Here is an 18,106-nt window from a genome sequence, read left to right as displayed (position 1 = left end):
AAGATCCGGCTGGAGATGGACACCAACTACTTCGGCACCCTCAACGTGGTCCGGGCGTTCACCCCCGTCCTGGCCGCCAATGGCGGCGGGGCCATTCTCAACGTCCTGTCGGCGATGTCCTGGCTCGCCTACGACGGAGCCAACGCCTACAGCGCGGCGAAGGCGGCGGCGTGGAGCCTCACCAACGGCATCCGCCTCGAACTCGCGGGCCAGGGAACCGCGGTGACGGGCCTGCACCTGGCCAGCACCGACACCGACATGATGGCCGGGTGGGACGTGGAGAAGAACGACCCCGCCGATGTCGTGCGCGCCGCCCTCGACGGTATCGAGGCCGGGAAGATGGAGATCCTCGCCGACAACAACTGCGTCCAGCTCAAGGCGGCCCTGTCCGCCGACCCGAGCGTGCTCTATCCGCAGGCGGTTCCCGCCGCCTGATCCTTCAGCAGCCGCCCGCCCGGCCAGGCTTCAGCCGACGTTCGAGGATCCACGGATCAGCCGGGCGCGGCCATGCGTACTCGTCACGCTCCGCACGCGTGTCCGCCGCGCTACCGCTGGGACACCTACCCACCACCAGAAGACTCAGGTGACGCCTACCGCCGGGCTCTCTTAGTCATCTCTGACCTGCGCGGATGGCTCTTTCCGCGTCCGGCCCGGCCTGGACGGAGTCGGCTGCGCTGGCTGCGGCAGACAACAGCAATGAGCCGGTCGAGGTGGTGGGGCTGCGCTCGGAGCGGCGTGAGGTATTCGCGCAACCGGATGGGACTTTCCAGGCGAGGGAGTACACCGAGCCGGTCCGCATGATCCGGGCGGGCAAGTGGATCGAGATCGATGAGGCCCTGGTGAAGCGGGAGGACGGGCGGTGGGGGCCGAAGGCGGCCACCGTGGATCTGTCCTTCGCGCGCGGGGCGAAGGACGAGCCGTTCGTGACTCTGCGCCGGGCAGGGCGGGAGATGTCGCTGACGTGGCCCGACGGTGTGCTGCCCGCACCGAAGATCGAGGGGAGCACGGCGACGTACGCGGAGGTCCATCCCGGTGTCGACCTCGTGGTGCGGGCCGAGGCCGACGGTTTCGGGCACCTGCTGGTGGTCAAAACGCCGCAGGCGGCGGCCGCCCCTGAGATCGCGAAGATCGACTTCGGGCTGAAGACTGTCGGACTGAAGGTCAGTGAGGACGCCTCCGGGGCGATTGCCGCCAAGGACGAGGCTGTCGACGGCACGGTCTTCGAGGCGGGCAAGCCCAAGATGTGGGACTCGGCAGCGACCGCCGAGAGTGGTACAACCCGGTCTCCTGCAACGGGGTGGGCGTGCGGCGGCTGCTGTTCACGATGCCGATGTCGTTCTACAAGGACAAGCAGATCCTGGGCACGACGTTCTCCGCCCGGGTGGCCCACATCTACAGCGCGAGCCCGACCGCCGAGCCGATCCGGCTCTACCGGGTCGGCGGCAGGAATCGTTCTCTGACTTCCTCCAGTGACTGGAACAGCACCAAGGACGACTGGAGTGATCACCTGGCGACCGTCGGCCGGTGGCTGGCGTGAGACCAGGAGTCTCACCACGTACGACACCGCTACCCATACGGGTCGCGTCACTCAGGTCGAGGATCTCGGGGACGTCTCCACCGCCTCCGACGACACCTGTACCCGCACCTATTACGCGGACAACAAGGTCGAGCGGATGACCGCCCATGACGGGACCACCGCCACCTATCAGGTGACCGGCACCACCGGCTATGACGCCTTCGGGCGCCCGGTGTGGCAGAAGGACGCCAAGGCCAATGAGACCAAGACCGCCTACACCGAGGGCAACGGCCTGCTGACCAGGACGGCCGTCACGAACGCGGCCGGGCATGTCACGACCACCGACTACAACCCGGCTCGCGGTGCCTCGATCGGGCAGTCCGACCCCAACGGCAGGCGCACCGATCTCGCCCATGACGCGATCGGCCGTCTGACCTCTGTCTGGCTGCCCGACCGGGACGAGTCCCAGACGCCCAGCATCAAGTACTCCTACCTGGTGCGTACCGACAAGCCGGTTGCGATCAAGACCGAGAAGGTCGAGGCCGGTGGCAGTTACGGCGTCGAGTACGAGCTGTTCGACAGCCTGTTGCGTGGCCGACAGAAGCAGACCGAGGGTCCCGGCGGCACCCGGATGGTCGCCGATGCCTGGTACGACGGTGCGGGCAAGGTCACCAAGACCAACGCCACCTACCGTGCTGCGGGTGTCCCCAGTGATGAGTTGTTGATCGCCGGGAACGGTGCGGTCGGTGCGCAGAGCCGCACCGATTACGGCGGTCTGGGCCGGCCCACCGCCGCGATCGCTCTGCACGCCGGCACCGAACAGTGGCGCACCACCACCCGTTACGACGGCGAGCTCACCCACTCCGACCCGCCCGCAGGCGGCATCGCCACCACCTCCGTCACCGACGCCGGGGGCCGTACCACCGCCCTGCGGCACTACCACGGGGATCGTCCCGACGCGGCGCTCGGCTACGACGAGACGAAATACAGCTACACCCCGAACGGTCAGCTCAAGACCGTTACGGACGACAAGAGCAATGTCTGGAGCTATGAGTACGACCAGCTGGGCCGCAAGATCAAGTCCATCGACCCCGACGCCGGGACCTCCGAGACGCATTACGACGCGCTCGACCGGGTGGACTGGACGATCGACGGCAACGGCAAGAAGGTCTCCACCCAGTACGACTCGCTGTCCCGGCCGACATTCACGTGGGAGGGCGAGCCGACCACCGGCACCAAGCTGACCGAGACCCGCTATGACAAGGCGGATTGGCTGGGCCAGGCCTGGGCCTATGCGGTATGTGAACGCGACCCAGTACATCGGCTCCGCGGTGACCTCGATGGATGATTTCTACCGCCCGCTGAAGACCACGTACGCGGTGCCCGCCTCCGAGGGTGCGCTCGCGGGCAGTTACGAGTTCACCACGTCCTACAACCGTGACGGCACCGTGCGGGGCACCGGTCTGCCAGCCGCCGGTGGCCTTGCCGCCGAGCCTTTGACCTACGGTTACGACGAGCTCCAGCGCCCCACGACCCTGACCGGCAGCACGTCGTACGTCACGGACACCACCTATTCCGGTATCAGTCAGGTGCTGGGGACGGAGTTGTCCACCGGCAGTGGGAAGAAGGTCGGACAGACCTTCGAGTACGAGCCGGGCACGGGCCGTCTGCGCACCGCGAGCGTGGACATCGCCGGCGCGAGTGCTCCGGCGAAGCGGTCCTCGTACTCCTACGACCAGGCCGGCAACGTCCTGTCGATCTCGGACACCGCGAATGCCGGCTCCACAGCGACCACCGACGTGCAGTGCTTCGCCTACGATGCAGGCGCCCGTCTGAAGGATGCCTGGACGCCGGCGGCCACCGGCGTCGCGGCTCAGGGTGCAGGCACCGTGGGCAGTACCGGACTCGAAGGTTCAAAGCCCACCGCCTGCGACGCCGCGCCCGGGACGAACGCGCTGGGTGGACCGGCCCCCTACTGGAAGTCCTACAGCGTCGACTCGATCGGCAACCGCACCAAGGAAGTCATCCACGACACCGGCCGGGACGCGGCCAAGGACGTCACCCGCACCTACACCTACGGCGGCGCGGGTGCGGCGGGCGACGGCCCGCACCAGGTCACCAAGGTCGTGGAGAACACCCCGACCGGTGACAACCAGTCCACCTTCACCTACGACGACGCCGGCAACACCAAGACCCGCGTCGTCGACGGCAATACCCAGAGCATCGACTGGGACGCCACCGGCAAACCCGCCAAGATCAAGACCGCGGAGGGCGACAGCACTTTCCTCTACGGTCCCGACGGCTCCCGGATGATCCGTAAGGATCCCAAGGCCACCACCGTCTACCTGCCCGGCATGGAACTCTCCCTCGCGGCGGGCTCCTCCACGGTCAAGGCCACCCGCTACTACAGCCACGCCGGCCAGACCGTCGCGATCCGCACCAGCGACAACAAGCTTTCCTTCTTGTCCGCCGACCACCACGGCACCGGCGAACTCGCCATTGATGCCGCCACCGGAGCGATCACCCAGCGCCGCTCCGACCCCTACGGCGTCGACCGCGGCAAGCCCATCGGCGCCTGGCCCGGTGAGAAGGGCTTCGTCGGCGGCACCAACGACGAGTCCACCGGACTGACCCACATCGGGGCCCGCTCCTACGACCCCGAACTCGGCAAGTTCATCTCCGTCGACCCGATCATCGACCACACCAGCCCGCAGCAGATCAACGGCTACGCCTACGCCGACAACAACCCCACCACGCTCTCCGACCCCACCGGCATGATCCGCGAAGATTCGACGGCACCTTGCCGCGGATGGAGCGACTGCGGCGCGGGACCTGGCCCCACCAAAGAGCAGGAGACGGTCAACCGGGCCGGCGCGGAGCAGATGGCGGCCGAGCAGCAGTACTCCTCGGCCAAGCAGCGCACCGTCCGCGCCGCCAAGGTACTCGTAAAGATCGTTCGGGACATCCTCGGTATCGACGCCGCACTCGACTGCGTCTCCACCGGCGACGTGGGCTCCTGCGGCGAAACCCTCCTCAACATCGCCGGAAGCTTCGCCAGTGGCATTGTGGGAAAGATCCTCGCGAAATACGGGGCCTCCTGGGACTGGGCCAAGGGCGCCCGACTGGCCGAACGGGTCGTCGGCCTCGTCGACGACATCGTCGGCGGCGCAATGGACATGCTCGGCGCCACCAAGCGGGTCAGCAAGGCCAATGCCTGCGACTGCGTGTACCGCCGCAACGCCAGAACGCTTCTGCCCTCAGGGGCAGTTCGGTCGAGCCGGCTGCCACCTGCACGCTCGCGATCTCTCAGGTCACCTCCGGCGTCTCCGGCTCCACCTGGTCCAACGGACACCCTTGGCTCCGCCGTCGCACTGGCCGACCTGTCCGACTACGGTCGCATCGACCTGGTGCTCGGCGCTGACGACGAGGAGGCGGGCGACGGCATCTTCCTGTACGTACCGGCGAACAGCATCGTCTCGGGCTGACTTCGACCACGTACAACAAAGTGACTGTCTGCGGTCTGTCGAGGCGTGTTCAGTTCGGCACCAGCGTGGTGCCGAACTCGGTGGGCACAGGCCGCTGTCGCAGCCGCACGCTATTCCAGAACGATCCGTAATCCCCAGATACTCCCCAGCGATGGATGGTGTGCAAATTTCCTGGTCAGGGGCTTGCTGGAGGCAGGTGGACGAGATCACCCGCATCACCTCTCCCCAGCGACTTCCCACGGCCGCTTTTAGGTCGATCTCCAGAGGGTGCGAGAGCCAAGGCGCGGAGGAGGGTTGAGTGAGGTGTCAGTTCCTTAGAGCCAATCTCGCCGTTTGAAAACCAGGTACAAAATCACGCAAACCACCCCCATCAAGCCGACGGCGAAGGGGTATCCGAAGGTCCAGCCCAGCTCAGGCATGTGTGTGAAGTTCATGCCGTAGATCGTCCCGATCAGCGTGGGGGCGAAGAGGATGGCGGCCCACGACGAGATCTTCTTGAAGTTGTCCACCTGGTGGTACTGACCTGCGGAAACGCGATTGAAGCAGTCTCTGACCTGTGCGGACACTTCTTTCAGTGTCTTTGAGGGGCGTGCCGGTTACGCGGTTGATTCTCCCCACGCGCTCCCCAGGGTCGTTCGTGCTCCCCAGACTCTCCCCGGAAGAGGCGCCGCGGCACCAGGGTGCGTGCAGTGTTTGCGCGTGCTCGTCCGATGAGTCGCCGTCAGGTTTCCGTTGTCGGAGGTGTGGCGCGGTTCCGCGGTCGTGTTCTGGTCAGTCCGTTCTCCATGGCGGTGAGCAGGGTGAGGGCGGCGTCGAGGTGTTGGGTGTCGTGGTCGGCGGCGTCGGAGAGGGTCGTGGCCCATTCCTGCCGGACGAGGGTGGTGTTGTTGCGTCCGTGTTCGGTGGAGTGCACCGTCACCCCGCGACCGTCGGCCGAGTGGGTGTGCCGCTCGATGAAGCCCTTCTCCTCGAGCCCGCGCAGCACGGTGGAGAGGTTGGTGCGCTGGAGCCCTGTCGCGGTGGCGATCCGGCTGGGTGTGGCGGCGGAGTCGCGCTTCAGGTGGCGCATGACCATGCCCTCGGACTGTGACAGATGGACGGCTCGTTCGTCGGTGTACCGGCGGAACTGGATCTCCCGGCTGATGATCAGTACGAGGTCGGCGAGTTCGGCCCACCGCTGTTCGTGCTTGGGCCCCGCTGTCGGGCCTGTCTGGTGCGTCTGGTCCTCCGTCACGGCTCCAGGGTACGGGTTGTCTGCCGGGTAGTTATGGGGGCATACTCGTTATGAGCTCATAGTTATGAGCTCATAACCAAGGTTCTGGGAGCTGTCATGACGACAACCACTTCTTCCCGGCATACCGGGGCGGCGGCACTCTCGCCCCGTGCCGCGGCCCGCGCCGGGGGCCTGCACCCGGTGGGGGTGTTCATCCTGCTGGCCGGCGCCTTCCTGCCGATCATGGACTTCTTCATCACCAACGTGGTCCTGCCCAGCATCGACGCCTCGCTGCACGCCTCCGCGTCGTCGCTGGAGCTGGTGATCGCCGGCTACGGAGTCGCATACGCGACCCTGCTGGTTCTCGGCGGGCGCCTGGGTGACCGCTTCGGCCGCCGGCGCGTCTTCCTCGGGGCGCTCGTGGGCTTCGTGCTGGCCTCCCTGGCCTGCGGTGCCGCCCCGGGCGTGGGCGCGCTGATCGCGGCCCGCATCGTCCAGGGCGCCACCGCGGCCCTGCTCATCCCGCAGGTGCTGGCCACCTTCCATCACGTCCTCGAAGGAGAGCGCAAGGCCCGTGCCGTGGCCCTGTACGGGGCCACCTCCGGCATCGCCGCCGTGGTCGGACAACTCGTCGGCGGCCTGCTGGTCGGCGCGGACATCGCCGGCACCTCCTGGCGGCCGATCTTCCTGGTCAACGTGCCCATCGGCGTGGTCGTACTGATCGTCGCGGCCCGGATCGTGCCCGACACCCGCTCACACCACCCCGTCGGCATCGACCTGCCCGGCACCGTGCTGTTCGCCGCCACCCTGACCGCCCTGCTGGTGCCGCTGACCGAGGGACACTCCCTGGGCTGGCCCTGGTGGACCTGGCTGATGCTCGCCGCCGCGGTCCTCCTCGGCGCCGCCACCTATGTCGTGGAGAAGCGCACCGAGCGGCGCGGCGAGGTCCCACTGCTGCCGCCGTCCCTGCTGCGCCTGCCCTCGATGGCCCGCGGCCTGGCCATGGTGTTCGTCTTCAGCATCGGCTTCGGCGCGTTCATGTTCGTCTTCGCCCTCACCGTCCAGAACGGCCTGCACGTCGACGCCCTGCACAGTGGCCTGGCGATCCTGCCGATGGCCCTGTTCTTCTTCGCCGGGTCCCTGGTCGCGCCCCGCCTGATCACCCGGTTCGGCCGGGCCGCGCTGTCCGCCGGCGCCGTCGTCCAACTCGCCGGACTGGTCTCGCTGGTGGCGGTCCTGCTCGCCGACTGGCCGCACGTCGGCCTGTGGGCGATGGCCGTGCCGCTGGCCCTGGTCGGTGCCGGACAGTCGATGCTGTTCGCCGGCCTGTTCCGCAGCGTGCTCGCCGACGTCCCCACCCACCTGGCAGGCATCGGCAGCGGCGTACTGATCACCCTGCAGCAGAGCGGACTGGCCCTCGGCGTGGCGACCCTCGGCACCCTCTACCTGGCCCTCGCCCCGCACAACATCGCCCACGCCTTCGCCGCAGTCGAGTACGTCCAGATGGGCATCGTCGCCCTGCTCGCGATCGGCGCCGCCACCCTGCCCCGCCTCAACAAGGCCACACCGACCACCACTCCCGTCGTCGACGCCTGAACCCGCATCGACGGGATCAGGCCCCAGCCAACCCGCCCCTTACGAAAGGGAGCAGTGATGAGTCTTCTCGACTTGTCGCGATGGCAGTTCGCCATCACCGTGATGTTCCACATGACCTTCCCGGCGATCACCGTCGGCCTGTCGATCTTCCTGTCGGTCGTCTACGGCCTGTACTGGCGTACCGGCAGGGCGGTCTATCTCCAGATGTTCCGGTTCTGGCGGCGCATCTTCGCCGTCGGGTTCGCGATCGGCGTGGTCGCCGGAGCCGTCATCACCTTCCAGATGGGTCTCAACTGGGGCGTGTACGGCGCGAAGACGGGCCCGATCATCGGGCCGATCATCGGCATGGAGGTCGTGACCGCCTTCTTCGTCGAGGCCGGCTTCATCGGCGTCCTGCTCTACGGGGACGGCCGCGTCCGCAAGGGCACGATGTTCGTGTCCACCGTGATGGTGTCGGTCGGCACCGTGCTGTCGTCCACCTGGATCATCGCGGCGAACTCGTGGATGCAGACACCAGCCGGATTCAAGGTCGTCCACGGCCAGTTCGAGCCCACGGACTGGATGCGCGTCATCTTCAACCCGTCGTTCATCTGGCGCTGGCCGCACATGCTGGCCGCCGTGCTGATCTCGGCGTCGTTCTTCGTGGCCGGCATCTCGGCCTGGTACCTGGTCAAGGGGCGTGCGAAGGGATTCGCCCGCCGCTCGATGTCCATCGCGCTCGGGATCGCCGCGCTGCTGCTGCCCGTCCAGCTCTACCTCGGCGACGGCGTGGCTGGGCATGAACTGCCCCACCAGCTTTCCAAGTTGGAGGCGATCGAAGGAAACTGGGACAACGGTGACACCGGCTTCGTCCTGTTCTCCGTTCCGGACCAGCAAGCCGCGCGGAACATCGCCGAACTCGACATTCCCTGCCTCGGCAGTTACATCGCCAAGGACCTCACCTGCAAGACGGCCATGCCCGGCCTCAAGCTCACTCCGGCCGCCGACCGGCCGGACATGGCCGCGACCTTCTGGGGCTTCCGCGTCATGTTCCTGGCGGCCGTGCTGATGTTCGGCACGGCGTTCGCCGCCACGGTCCTGCGCATGCGCAACCGCCTGTGGACCGCGCGCCGCTTCCACCGGTTCGTTCTGTGGACGACACCGGTGGGGATCCTGGCCATCCTCGGAGGCTGGGTCACCGCCGAGGCAGGCCGGCAACCGTGGATCGTGTTCGGGCAGCTCCGCACGTCGGCCGCGGTGTCCCACCTGGCACCCGGGGAAGTGCTGTTCTCCGTGATCGGCTTCTCCTTGCTCTACCTGATCATGTTGGTGGCCTACGTCGCCTACATCGTCCGCACCATGCGCACCGGCCCGGAACGCGACGACCCCGGGCGGGAGCCTCCACCGCAGAACCTGCCGGACACCGGCCTCGCGAAGGACGGCGTACCGCGGGAGTTTCCCGTACCGCTCGGCTCCCGGGAGGTGGCGGCGCGATGACCACCACCCTCTGGTCGGCGACCGTACTCGTCTGTCTCCTGATGTACGTCGTGCTGGACGGCTACGACCTCGGAGTCGGCGTGGCCACCCTCTTCGAACGAGACCCCGCTCACCGGCGGCACATGCTGGAGTCCGTCGCGGTGGGCTGGGACGGCAACGAGACCTGGCTCATCCTGCTCGGCGTCGCGCTGTGGGCGGGCTTCCCCCTGGCCTTCGGCGCGATCCTGCCGCACGCCTACCTGCCGATGACCGTGGTGCTGTTCTCCCTCATCGTGCGCGGCGTGAGTGTCGAGATGGCGTCCCAGGCACCGCCGGCTCCCCGCTGGACGGTCGCCTTCGGCGTTGCGTCGCTGCTGGCCTCGTTCGCACAGGGCTTCGCCCTGGGGACGCTGACCTCGGCGGTGCATCTGCGGGGCGACGTCTACACCGGGTCGGCTTTCGGGGCCTTCAGCTGGTTCTGTGTGCTGTCGGGGCTCACTGTCACGGCCGCGTACACCGCTCTCGGCTACGCCTACACCAAGCACAAGTCGTCCGGACCGCTGCGGGAGTCGGCGGGACGACGGGGCGTGATCGCCACGGCGGTCGCCGGAGCGCTGCTCGCCCTTGTCCTCGTCACCGTCGACACCACCGCGGCACCGCTGAACCTCGACAGCCCGGGGCGTGCCTTCGCGTTCGCGGTCCTGTTGCTGTTCGCCGCCGGGGGAGCGGCCACCTCGCTCGTCACGTTCCCATGGAAGAGGCAGTCCGGGGCGGCAGAGACGCTGCCGCTCGGCGGGCTCGTGATTGCCACGGTGTCCGTGTTCCTCGCCCTGGGCGTGGCCCGCTACCCGGTGCTCCTGCCGCCGGGCCTCACCGTCGACAGCGCGGCCGGCCCGCACTCCACGATGGTCTTCATCCTCGTGGGCATCGGCCTGAACATGCCACTGGTGCTGGCCTACAACGTGTTTGCCCACCGGGCCTTCGCCGGAAAGCTCGACACCGCGGGAGCGCACTCATGACCGCCCGAAGCTCACTCCCTACGCCGGTCCGTGTCGTACTGCGTCTGCTCTCCGCGGTCGCCTGGACCGTGCTGGGCCTGCTCGCCTACTTCGTCTGCCAGGGGATGTTCGGTGGCTACCGGCAGGTCCACTCGCAACTGCTGACCACCCTGGGAATGATCGCCATCGCTCTGACCGGTGGCATCGCGTGGATCGTCGACGAGCGGCGGCCTCATGACGACGAATGAGATGTACGAGAAGAGCGACGACGCCTGGCTCGCCGCCTGCGCCGCGCCGGGACGGCGCTGGTTTCGCCTGTCGGGCACCTTCAGGACGCTGGAGACGCTGTTCACGATCACACGCTGGGGCGCCTTGGCATGGACGGCCCAGGCTGTGATGAACCGGGCCGGGGCGCACGAGACGTGGGGCCTGGTGGCATTCGCAGTCACGAGTGTGCTGGCGGTGGGCGCCGGTTGGACGGCCGGCACGCTCGCCGAGCGGGGCGCGCGTGCCGTCGCGACCGGTCTGCGGCAGCAGTTGACGGGGGCTCTGCTGCCGACCGCCGGGCGGATCAGCGAGGCCGGTCCGGCCGAGGCCGCGTGGGCGATGGTCGATCTGGCCGAAGACGTTGCCGACTTCCATGCGCAGACCGCGCCCATGAGCCGGTCGGCATCGCTGTCCATGGTCGCCGTACTGGCGGTCACGGCCGCGGTGCACTGGCCGGCTGCGATCGTGCTCGTCCTTACCACCGCGTTGCTGCCCCTGAACATGCGCCTGGCGGGACTGTTCGCCCAGCACGGCGCGGACCGGCAGTCGGCCGCGACCCGGCACCTGAACGCCGTGGTGCTCGACAGTTTCCGTGGCATGCGGACCCTGCGCGAACTCGGCGCGGTCGGCCGGCGCGGCCGAACGCTGGCCACGGCCGCCGAGCGGCTGAACAAGGCGACGCTGAGTGTGCTGCGCCGGGCCTTCCTGTCCGGGATGGTCATGGACGTCGTCATCACGTTCTCCATCGCGGTGAACGCCACGTACATCGGTCTGTCGCTGCTCGGCTATGTGCAGGTGCCGCACGCACCACGGCTCGACCTGTTCACGGGTCTGCTGGTGCTGCTGGTGTGTCCGATGTACTTCGCCCCGATGCGCGCCAGGGCCTCCGCCTTCCACCAGCGGGAACGCGCGACGGTCGCGGCCTGCGCCGTCCGCGGCATCGTCAAGGACACCCCGGCCGAGGTGCCCCGGGCAGCCGGCCCGCGGTTGACCGAGCCGGTCGGTGTGTCGCTGACAGCGGTCCGGTTCCGCTTCGGCGGCGCCGACCACGACACCGTCAATGCCGACGTCGAGTTCGCACCGGGCAGCTGGACCGCGATCACCGGTGCCTCCGGTTCCGGAAAGAGCACACTGCTGTCGCTGATCGCCGGCCTGCGTCGGCCGTCGGCGGGCTCGGTCAAGTGGCAGACCTCGTCCGTACGACAGGCTCCGGCCCTCGGCGGATGTGCCTGGGTCGGACAGCAGACCGTGCTGCTCGACGCGACCGTCCGCGACAACATCCGCCTCGGCGGTCCGGAGGCCACCGAGCGGCAGATCCGGCGGGCTGTCGACGCAGCCGGGCTGAGCGGCGTGATCGAGAGGCTCCCCGAGGGACTGAACACCCGGCTCGGTGAGGGCGGTTGGGGTGTGTCGACCGGTGAGGCCCGCCGGATCGCCATCGCCCGCGCCTTTCTGCGCGGAGCCCGGCTCTGGCTGCTCGACGAGCCGACCGCCCACCTCGACGCGGACAGCGAACGCGAGGTCGCCGAGGCCCTGCGGCGGGCCACCGACGGCTGCACCGTCATCGTCGCCACCCACTCCTTCTTGCTGGCCGCCGCGGCCGACATCGTGCTCACGATCGACGACGGCCTCCTGCACGAAGCGAGGCTGGTGAACGCGCGATGAGCAGCAGCCGTAGCCCGAACGCCCGTGGTCGGCGGGCGAGTTCCCTCGCAGCCGGCGGGCTGGCGCTCGCGGTCGTCGCCGAACTGTCCTCCGCCGGACTGCTCGGTCTGTCGGGCTGGTTCATCAGCGCCTGCGCCGTCGCCGGGGCGGCCACGTTCAGTTCCTTCTCCTACATCGCCCCCAGCGGCGGTGTGCGCGCCTTCGCCATGGCCCGCGTCGCCGGGAACTACAGCAAGCGGCTGGTGCTGCACGCGGCCGCTCTGCGCCGGATCGCCACCGCTCGGGCCGGTCTCTTCGACCGTGCCGCGGCCGGCGACCGGGCACAGGTGGATGGCTTGTGGTCGGGTGAACTGCTCGACCGCAGCATGGCCGATGCCGACAGCGACGGGATGGCGCTGATCGAGTGCACAACTCCCGTCGCCGTCACCGCCGCGCTGACTGTCGGTGCTGTCCTCGCCGTCGCGGTGTCCACGTCCGTCGTGCCGGCAGCCGTACTCCTGGCCGGCGTTGTCGTCATGGCGGTGATCGCCCACCGTACGCCCGGTACCGCCCGCGAAGCCGAGCAGCACACCCGCAAGGCGCTGCGCGCCGAACTCGTCACCGCCGTCGACGCATGGACGGAGCTGGCATCGCTCGGCGCCGCCGAGCGGTTGGCGGCGCGTACGACGACGAGGTTCACCCGACTCGACACCGCACGGGAAGCGGCCGGTCGGCACAGGCACCGGACCACGCTGGCCATCGGCCTGATCGGCACGGCCACGCTCACCGCCACAGTTGCTGTCGGCAGCGCACCGGACGCCCCCACGTTCGTGTTCGTCGCTCTGCTGGCTCTCGGCGTGCTGTCCCAGGCCGAGCAACTGGCGACCGCGGCCGAAGCCCGAGCCATCGTGAAGGCCGCACATCGCAGGCTCACGGCAAACCTGCCGCGCCCCGCGAGCGATCCCGCCTCTCCGGCGATGCGGTCATGGTCCACCGAGCAGGGCATCGGCTTCGCCGACTTCCCCCTTCCGCCGATGGCCCTCCGGCCGGGGCGCGTCCTTGGTGTCACCGTCGCCCGAGGCGCGGTGCTCGTTGTCACCGGCCGCTCCGGCAGCGGCAAGAGCACCCTGCTCCGAGCCCTCGCCTCGTCGCTGCGGCAAGCGACCGACGGCCGCGAGAGCCGGCCCGCCGTCGTGGCCGTCGCCGCCGACGACCACCTCTTCACCGGCACACTCGGATCCAACTGGCGTCTCGCCGACGCCGCCCTGACCGACGACGAGATCGACGAACGCCTTGCCGAACTGCGGCTGAGCGACAGCGGACTGACCGCCAGAACCCCCGTAGGCCCCGGCGGGAGGCAACTCTCAGGCGGGGAGCTCCGCCGGGTCTACCTGGGCCGGGCCCTGGCCCGCCATCCGCACGTCCTGATCGTCGACGAACCGACCACGGGCCTGGACGACCGAACCGCCCGGCACGTACTCGGCATCCTCGCGAACCTGCCCGACACCACCGTCGTCCTCGCCCTGCACGACGTACCGGCCTGCCTTGAGTCGGCCGGACATATGACCCGGCTGCCGCTCGACCACACCTCCCAGGAGGCACCATGACCACAACACGATCCCTCTCCGGAGCCGCCCAGGACACCGTTTGCGGCCCGCAGGACTCGGCGTGGTCCGATGCGGAGCTCCAGGCCCGCTTCGAACCGGCCCTGTCGTTCCTCGACCGGCTCTACGCGGCCGCCCTGCGCATGACCGGCCATCCGGCCGACGCCGAGGACCTCGTCCAGGAGACGTATGCCAGGGCCTACACCTCGTTCCACCAGTTCCGCGAGGGTACGAACCTCAAGGCGTGGCTGTACCGCATCCTCACGACGACCTTTCTCAACTCCCGCCGCGGCCAGCGGCGTCGGCCGCAGTACGACGGCACGGCGGAGCCGGCGGACTGGCAGCTGGCCCGTGCCGAGTCACACACGTCCACGGGTCTGCGTACGGCCGAATCCGAAGTGCTCGACCACCTGCCCGACGCGGACGTCGAAGCGGCGCTGCGGGCCATCCCCGAGAACTTCCGCATCGTCGTGTACCTCTTCGACATCGAGGGTTTCACCGTCCGGGAGATCGCCGACATCATGCGGACCCCCGTCGGCACGGTGCTGTCCCGACTGCACCGGGGGCGCAGCCAGTTGCGCTCGCTGCTGGAGGGCTACGCCCGCGAGCACCGGCTCGCCCCGGCGGGCCGCTTCCGGAGCGGTGAGCGGAAGCGATGTGACCACGCATGACAATCCGGAAGATCCTCCGTCGCAGCGCCACGAGTTCCCCGTCCGTGGCCGCCCCAGCCGGAAGCCATGCCCTTGCCGCGCCTCAGCCGGTCGGGCGTGAGCGGGGTCTCCTCGCGGTTCTCGCCTGTCTGACGGCAGTGGGCCCGCCGGCCATCGACATGTACGTACCCGGCTTCCCGGCGATGAGCCGCACGTTGCACACCAGCAGCTCCGCCATTCAGCTGACGCTCATGGCCTTCCTCGCCGGCGTGGTCGTCGGCCAGATCGTCATCGGCCCCGTCAGCGACAGCCTCGGCCGGCGGGGGCTGCTGATCGGCGGCTGCGCCGGATTCGCCCTCGTAGCCCTGGCCTGCGCGTTCGCCCCCGGCATCGGAGGTGCGATCCTGGCAGCCCACGAGGCGCCCTGCTGAGGCGAGTTGAGCACTCGGTCTGGCGGAGTCACCGTCCCCCGACCCGCGGGTTCCGGCTCCTTGATCGGCTACACCACCCGGTGGGCCGCCATCGTCGCCCGGCGAGGCACCGAGTGAGAAGCGCGGTTGGTGTCGAGCCGGCGTTGCCCCCGCGGTCCGTCGAGTGCTGATCAACTCGCCAGCCCCCGGATGTCGCTCTCTGCCATGTGGCCTGTGGCGGGATCTTCTGCCGGGGGCGTCGCTTGGGAAGCCGCGCGGGCGTCAGTGCGGGGCGTACGCCACCGAACTGCCCAGCGCGCACGATCCTGCAGCTGAGCGACGTAGGATGCCGACGAATCCAGAGCCGCGGTTGGTGGCTCGGTAGACCAAGCCCTGGTCGGTACTTTCGACCTCATGCGTTACTCGCATCAGCCCCCTGCCCCGGCGAACGCGGGGGTCCTCAAACCCCACGGCCGCCCCCCCGTTCCTCCGTTTGACGAAGCGTGCGCCGAGGAGGACGGTGGGTGCTCGGGCCGGAGCCGCTGCTGTTCTGCGATATTCAACCGTCGGAGTGTGCGAGCAGGTGCTGACGGCCGGGCGTGTGCCGCGCGCTCAGCTCGTACAGGGCGATCGGTTGGTCAATCGCCTGGCGTAGACGGAACCTCACTGACACCGTCCGCCGCTACCCGCGCTGCGTCTCGAAGGACACTGGATCTCGGAAGTTCCAGAGACACAGGAATTCCCGTTCGGGACTTACATGGGCTCGGCTGAGTTCCGGGCCGATGCCATTGTGCTGTACCGCGCCAGTCCGACACGTCCGGTGGTGGCCGTGGCCAAGGATCTGGGCGTGAACTCGAGACGCTGCGTCTGTGGAGCAATGCTGCCGAGGAGTCGTAAACACCGTCCGTGCGGGTGGAGGCGGACAGCTTCCCGGCTCGCCGGCCTTCCTTCCGTCCCTGCCACTTGCCGGACCCTCTGGTTCGGCCATGGTGCCTTCCGAGCGGCTGCCTGGTGCCTACGGCACCTTGAACTCGATCTGGGTGATGGCTGGGCCGTCGCCGGTGACCTGGCCTTCGCTGATGGACTCTGTCCAGGAGCCGTCCTCTTGGAGCTTGGCCAAGACCGTGGGGGAAAGGCTGACCGTGATCTGGATGCCGCCCCCGGAGGACGGGGCACGGTCTATGTGGATGTCGCTGCTCATGCCGGCAAAGTTACATCCAACGCGTCGGTCAGCATGGGCCGTTGGCGTTTTGCCCAAGGTCGCGAGGTTACGGGCTGATCGGTCCTGTCACCAGGATGCCGGTCGTCCGTTACCGCCAAACTCCAACATCGGCCGACCAGTTCACAGCATACGGCCGCGGCAGCGGTGTCGGTGCTCTGCTTCGGGTCGGGAAGTTCTCTCCCCGCTGGTGCGAGCGCTGTCAGCACGGCGTCGGTAAGTCCGGCTTCTTGGCACGGACGGGAGACATCGCGTCGAGGCGGTGGAGTATGTGCTTAGAAGGAGCCTGCCCTGTTGCCGCTCTGCGGCACGGCGCGGGGTGTGGAGAGTCTCTGAGCCTTCGCGACGCGCTCGTCGCGGTCAGGTCCAGCTGCCGGAAGCGCCAAGTGGCGCATGGATGTCACTGTCGGTGACGCAAGGCGTGGGCTGCCTGTCGTTTCTCCCCGGATTCCCCCCAGCGTTCGCTGACGCCCAGAAGACCTGGTCAGGGGCTCGTCGGATACAGGGCCGAGGAGATCGCCCGCATCACTTCTCCCCAGGGACTCCCCACGGCCGTTCCTGGCTCGATCCGCAAGGGATGCGCGAGCAGAGCGTGAACAAGAACTGAGCGTCACGCGAGGATCTAGAGCCAGTCCCGCCGCTTGAAGATGACGTACAAGCTGGCGCAGACAACCCCCATCAGGCCCATCGCGAAGGGGTATCCGAAGCTCCAGCCCAGCTCCGGCATGTCCTCGAAGTTCATGCCGTAGATCGTCCCGACGAGGGTCGGGGCGAACAGGATTGCCGCCCACGACGAGATCTTCTTGAAGTTGTCTACCTGGGGGCGCTGACCTGCGGCAATGCGACTCCATTTGCCTCTGACCTGCGTGAATGACCTTTCAGCTATTTCACGTTCGTGCCGCTTGATGGGGCCGGAAGTCCCAGAAAAGTCCCAGGGGACTCCCAGGGCTGACGGGCGACCAACGGTGAGGTCCGCAAACTGCCGTTCACGGCGACGCTCGGCTACTTCTCCCCGGGCTGCGGCACCGGCGAGGACATCGTGTTCTCGCAGTTCACCGACGAGGTCGCCTCGAAGAAGAACGAGACCCGGCTGATCACAGCCGATGCCCGCACCGGGAAGACGGACACGGCGACGGTCGCCGGACAGGTCACCTCGGCCGTCCCGGTCGACGGTCACGTCGTCGCCGCACGCGGCAAGCAGATCGTACGCATCGACGGGACGACGGTCAGAACCGTGGCCCCCACACACACGGTGCCGTTCCAGCTCAAGCCGGACGCCGAGGGCGGCGTCACCTTCATCGACCGCCTGCCCGTGGACAAGGCGGCGGACAAGGCGGCGGGCACGACAGCCGCCGCCACCGCCGCCACCGGTCAGGCAGCCGTCTCCCGCGTCAGTACCGAGGCCCTGAGGACAGCCGACGGAAAGGCGCGCGCCGCCCAGCTCGCACAGGGCTCGCTCACCCGCTTCGACCTCGCCCGGACACCGGACGGGGCCGTGTACGTCACCGGCGACGCCAAGAACCGCGGCACACTGCCGAGTTCGATCCACAACCCGGGCGGCATCCCGAAGGACGCCCGTATCTCCAGCGAGGGCGCCGCCGCGCTGACCACGGCGTGGGCGGACGGCAAGGACTCGCGCATCTCGCAGAAGGACTCCTTCTCGGCCCGTCCCGCGCGGATCACGGTGAAGGCCCTGGACACCGCGAAGTCGATCGTGCTGGATGCCGCGCCCGGTGACGTCATCGGCAGCGCGAGCGACCGGCGGGCCGCGACCTCGCCGAGTCCCGCGCTCGCCGCGAAGGCCACCGCGTCCGGTGACGTGTCGGCGCTGGCCTCGCCCGTGGACGACGACCGCACCTGCTCCGTACCCCGCAACAACCCGAAGAAGCAGGCGTTCCAGCCGACCCCGCGGCAGATCGAGTGGGCTGTGGACCAGGCCATCGTCGGCAACCTCAACAGAGGCGCCACCCGGCCGGCGGACTGGAAGAACACAGGAATGCCGGCGTACGCCCCGCAGACCCTGTTCCCGCTGGGCTCGCTGAGCGGGGG

Annotated in this window: 16 protein-coding genes and 1 pseudogene; 12 read left to right on the top strand and 5 right to left on the bottom strand. The window is 68.6% G+C overall.

What is annotated here, in order from left to right:
* The 4 genes from ACH4YP_RS05135 to ACH4YP_RS05120 all read left to right on the top strand — a co-directional run.
* On the top strand, positions 1-435 hold a 435-nt coding region (locus ACH4YP_RS05135), incomplete at its 5' end, for an SDR family NAD(P)-dependent oxidoreductase (RefSeq protein ID WP_398489413.1).
* Between the two features lie 808 nt (positions 436-1,243).
* The gene (locus ACH4YP_RS05130) at positions 1,244-1,537 is read left to right on the top strand and encodes a hypothetical protein (protein ID WP_361072065.1); all 294 of its coding nucleotides are present in this window, start codon (positions 1,244-1,246) and stop codon (positions 1,535-1,537) included.
* Entirely contained in the window at positions 1,500-2,864 is a 1,365-nt protein-coding gene (locus tag ACH4YP_RS05125; protein ID WP_398489412.1) for a hypothetical protein, read from the top strand. Before ACH4YP_RS05130 ends, ACH4YP_RS05125 begins: the two co-directional genes overlap by 38 nt.
* Entirely contained in the window at positions 2,818-5,001 is a 2,184-nt protein-coding gene (locus ACH4YP_RS05120; RefSeq protein WP_398489411.1) for an RHS repeat-associated core domain-containing protein, read from the top strand. The genes ACH4YP_RS05125 and ACH4YP_RS05120 overlap by 47 nt, the downstream gene beginning before the upstream one ends.
* 314 nt (positions 5,002-5,315) lie before the next feature.
* On the opposite strand, the gene ACH4YP_RS05115 is transcribed toward ACH4YP_RS05120, so the two are convergent.
* Complete coding sequence (locus ACH4YP_RS05115) at positions 5,316-5,576, bottom strand: CorA family divalent cation transporter (protein WP_398489482.1); 261 nt, start codon at positions 5,574-5,576, stop codon at positions 5,316-5,318.
* A gap of 146 nt (positions 5,577-5,722) precedes the next feature.
* Positions 5,723-6,235 carry a MarR family winged helix-turn-helix transcriptional regulator gene (locus tag ACH4YP_RS05110; RefSeq protein WP_398489410.1) on the bottom strand — a complete coding sequence of 171 codons (513 nt, stop codon included), beginning with the start codon at positions 6,233-6,235 and terminating at the stop codon, positions 5,723-5,725.
* A gap of 96 nt (positions 6,236-6,331) precedes the next feature.
* On the opposite strand from ACH4YP_RS05110, the gene ACH4YP_RS05105 reads away from it, so the two are divergent.
* From ACH4YP_RS05105 to ACH4YP_RS05070, 8 genes are read left to right on the top strand one after another with little or no spacing between them, the layout of a single operon-like run.
* On the top strand, positions 6,332-7,810 hold the full coding sequence (locus ACH4YP_RS05105) for an MFS transporter (protein WP_398489409.1): 1,479 nt from the start codon (positions 6,332-6,334) through the stop codon (positions 7,808-7,810).
* A gap of 57 nt (positions 7,811-7,867) precedes the next feature.
* On the top strand, positions 7,868-9,286 hold the full coding sequence (locus tag ACH4YP_RS05100) for a cytochrome ubiquinol oxidase subunit I (protein WP_361066034.1): 1,419 nt from the start codon (positions 7,868-7,870) through the stop codon (positions 9,284-9,286).
* Entirely contained in the window at positions 9,283-10,284 is a 1,002-nt protein-coding gene (locus tag ACH4YP_RS05095) for a cytochrome d ubiquinol oxidase subunit II (protein ID WP_398489408.1), read from the top strand. Before ACH4YP_RS05100 ends, ACH4YP_RS05095 begins: the two co-directional genes overlap by 4 nt.
* Positions 10,281-10,511 carry a hypothetical protein gene (locus tag ACH4YP_RS05090; RefSeq protein WP_398489407.1) on the top strand — a complete coding sequence of 77 codons (231 nt, stop codon included), beginning with the start codon at positions 10,281-10,283 and terminating at the stop codon, positions 10,509-10,511. Before ACH4YP_RS05095 ends, ACH4YP_RS05090 begins: the two co-directional genes overlap by 4 nt.
* Positions 10,498-12,195, top strand: coding sequence for an ABC transporter ATP-binding protein/permease (locus ACH4YP_RS05085; protein ID WP_398489406.1), 1,698 nt, complete (start codon positions 10,498-10,500; stop codon positions 12,193-12,195). Before ACH4YP_RS05090 ends, ACH4YP_RS05085 begins: the two co-directional genes overlap by 14 nt.
* A complete protein-coding gene (locus ACH4YP_RS05080) occupies positions 12,192-13,781 on the top strand; it encodes an ATP-binding cassette domain-containing protein (protein ID WP_398489405.1) in 1,590 nt (529 codons plus the stop codon). The genes ACH4YP_RS05085 and ACH4YP_RS05080 overlap by 4 nt, the downstream gene beginning before the upstream one ends.
* Positions 13,778-14,449, top strand: a complete 672-nt coding sequence (locus ACH4YP_RS05075) for a sigma-70 family RNA polymerase sigma factor (protein WP_398489404.1) — start codon at positions 13,778-13,780, stop codon at positions 14,447-14,449. The genes ACH4YP_RS05080 and ACH4YP_RS05075 overlap by 4 nt, the downstream gene beginning before the upstream one ends.
* Positions 14,446-14,859 carry an MFS transporter gene (locus ACH4YP_RS05070; RefSeq protein ID WP_361066017.1) on the top strand — a complete coding sequence of 138 codons (414 nt, stop codon included), beginning with the start codon at positions 14,446-14,448 and terminating at the stop codon, positions 14,857-14,859. The genes ACH4YP_RS05075 and ACH4YP_RS05070 overlap by 4 nt, the downstream gene beginning before the upstream one ends.
* A 994-nt stretch (positions 14,860-15,853) precedes the next feature.
* Here the strand turns inward: ACH4YP_RS05070 and ACH4YP_RS05065 are convergent.
* The 3 genes and pseudogenes from ACH4YP_RS05065 to ACH4YP_RS05055 form a co-directional block, all read right to left on the bottom strand.
* On the bottom strand, positions 15,854-16,039 hold the full coding sequence (locus tag ACH4YP_RS05065; protein ID WP_361066014.1) for a hypothetical protein: 186 nt from the start codon (positions 16,037-16,039) through the stop codon (positions 15,854-15,856).
* A gap of 640 nt (positions 16,040-16,679) precedes the next feature.
* Positions 16,680-16,877: pseudogene (locus ACH4YP_RS05060) on the bottom strand (CorA family divalent cation transporter); the annotation flags it as partial.
* Positions 16,878-17,428: 551 nt separating this feature from the next.
* Complete coding sequence (locus tag ACH4YP_RS05055; RefSeq protein WP_398489403.1) at positions 17,429-17,998, bottom strand: hypothetical protein; 570 nt, start codon at positions 17,996-17,998, stop codon at positions 17,429-17,431.
* Positions 17,999-18,106: the final 108 nt, after the last annotated feature.

Source organism: Streptomyces sp. NPDC020747 (assembly GCF_044334695.1).
GTDB lineage: Bacteria > Actinomycetota > Actinomycetes > Streptomycetales > Streptomycetaceae > Streptomyces.
This window is presented reverse-complemented; position numbering and strand designations above follow the sequence as displayed.

Coding starts and splice junctions, on each gene's coding strand:
- ACH4YP_RS05105 (WP_398489409.1), top strand. CDS start 6,332: ATGACGACAACCACTTCTTCCCGGCATACCGGGGCGGCGGCACTCTCG.
- ACH4YP_RS05100 (WP_361066034.1), top strand. CDS start 7,868: ATGAGTCTTCTCGACTTGTCGCGATGGCAGTTCGCCATCACCGTGATG.
- ACH4YP_RS05095 (WP_398489408.1), top strand. CDS start 9,283: ATGACCACCACCCTCTGGTCGGCGACCGTACTCGTCTGTCTCCTGATG.
- ACH4YP_RS05090 (WP_398489407.1), top strand. CDS start 10,281: ATGACCGCCCGAAGCTCACTCCCTACGCCGGTCCGTGTCGTACTGCGT.
- ACH4YP_RS05085 (WP_398489406.1), top strand. CDS start 10,498: ATGACGACGAATGAGATGTACGAGAAGAGCGACGACGCCTGGCTCGCC.
- ACH4YP_RS05080 (WP_398489405.1), top strand. CDS start 12,192: ATGAGCAGCAGCCGTAGCCCGAACGCCCGTGGTCGGCGGGCGAGTTCC.
- ACH4YP_RS05075 (WP_398489404.1), top strand. CDS start 13,778: ATGACCACAACACGATCCCTCTCCGGAGCCGCCCAGGACACCGTTTGC.
- ACH4YP_RS05070 (WP_361066017.1), top strand. CDS start 14,446: ATGACAATCCGGAAGATCCTCCGTCGCAGCGCCACGAGTTCCCCGTCC.
- ACH4YP_RS05065 (WP_361066014.1), bottom strand. CDS start 16,039: ATGAGCAGCGACATCCACATAGACCGTGCCCCGTCCTCCGGGGGCGGC.
- ACH4YP_RS05055 (WP_398489403.1), bottom strand. CDS start 17,998: ATGGCCTGGTCCACAGCCCACTCGATCTGCCGCGGGGTCGGCTGGAAC.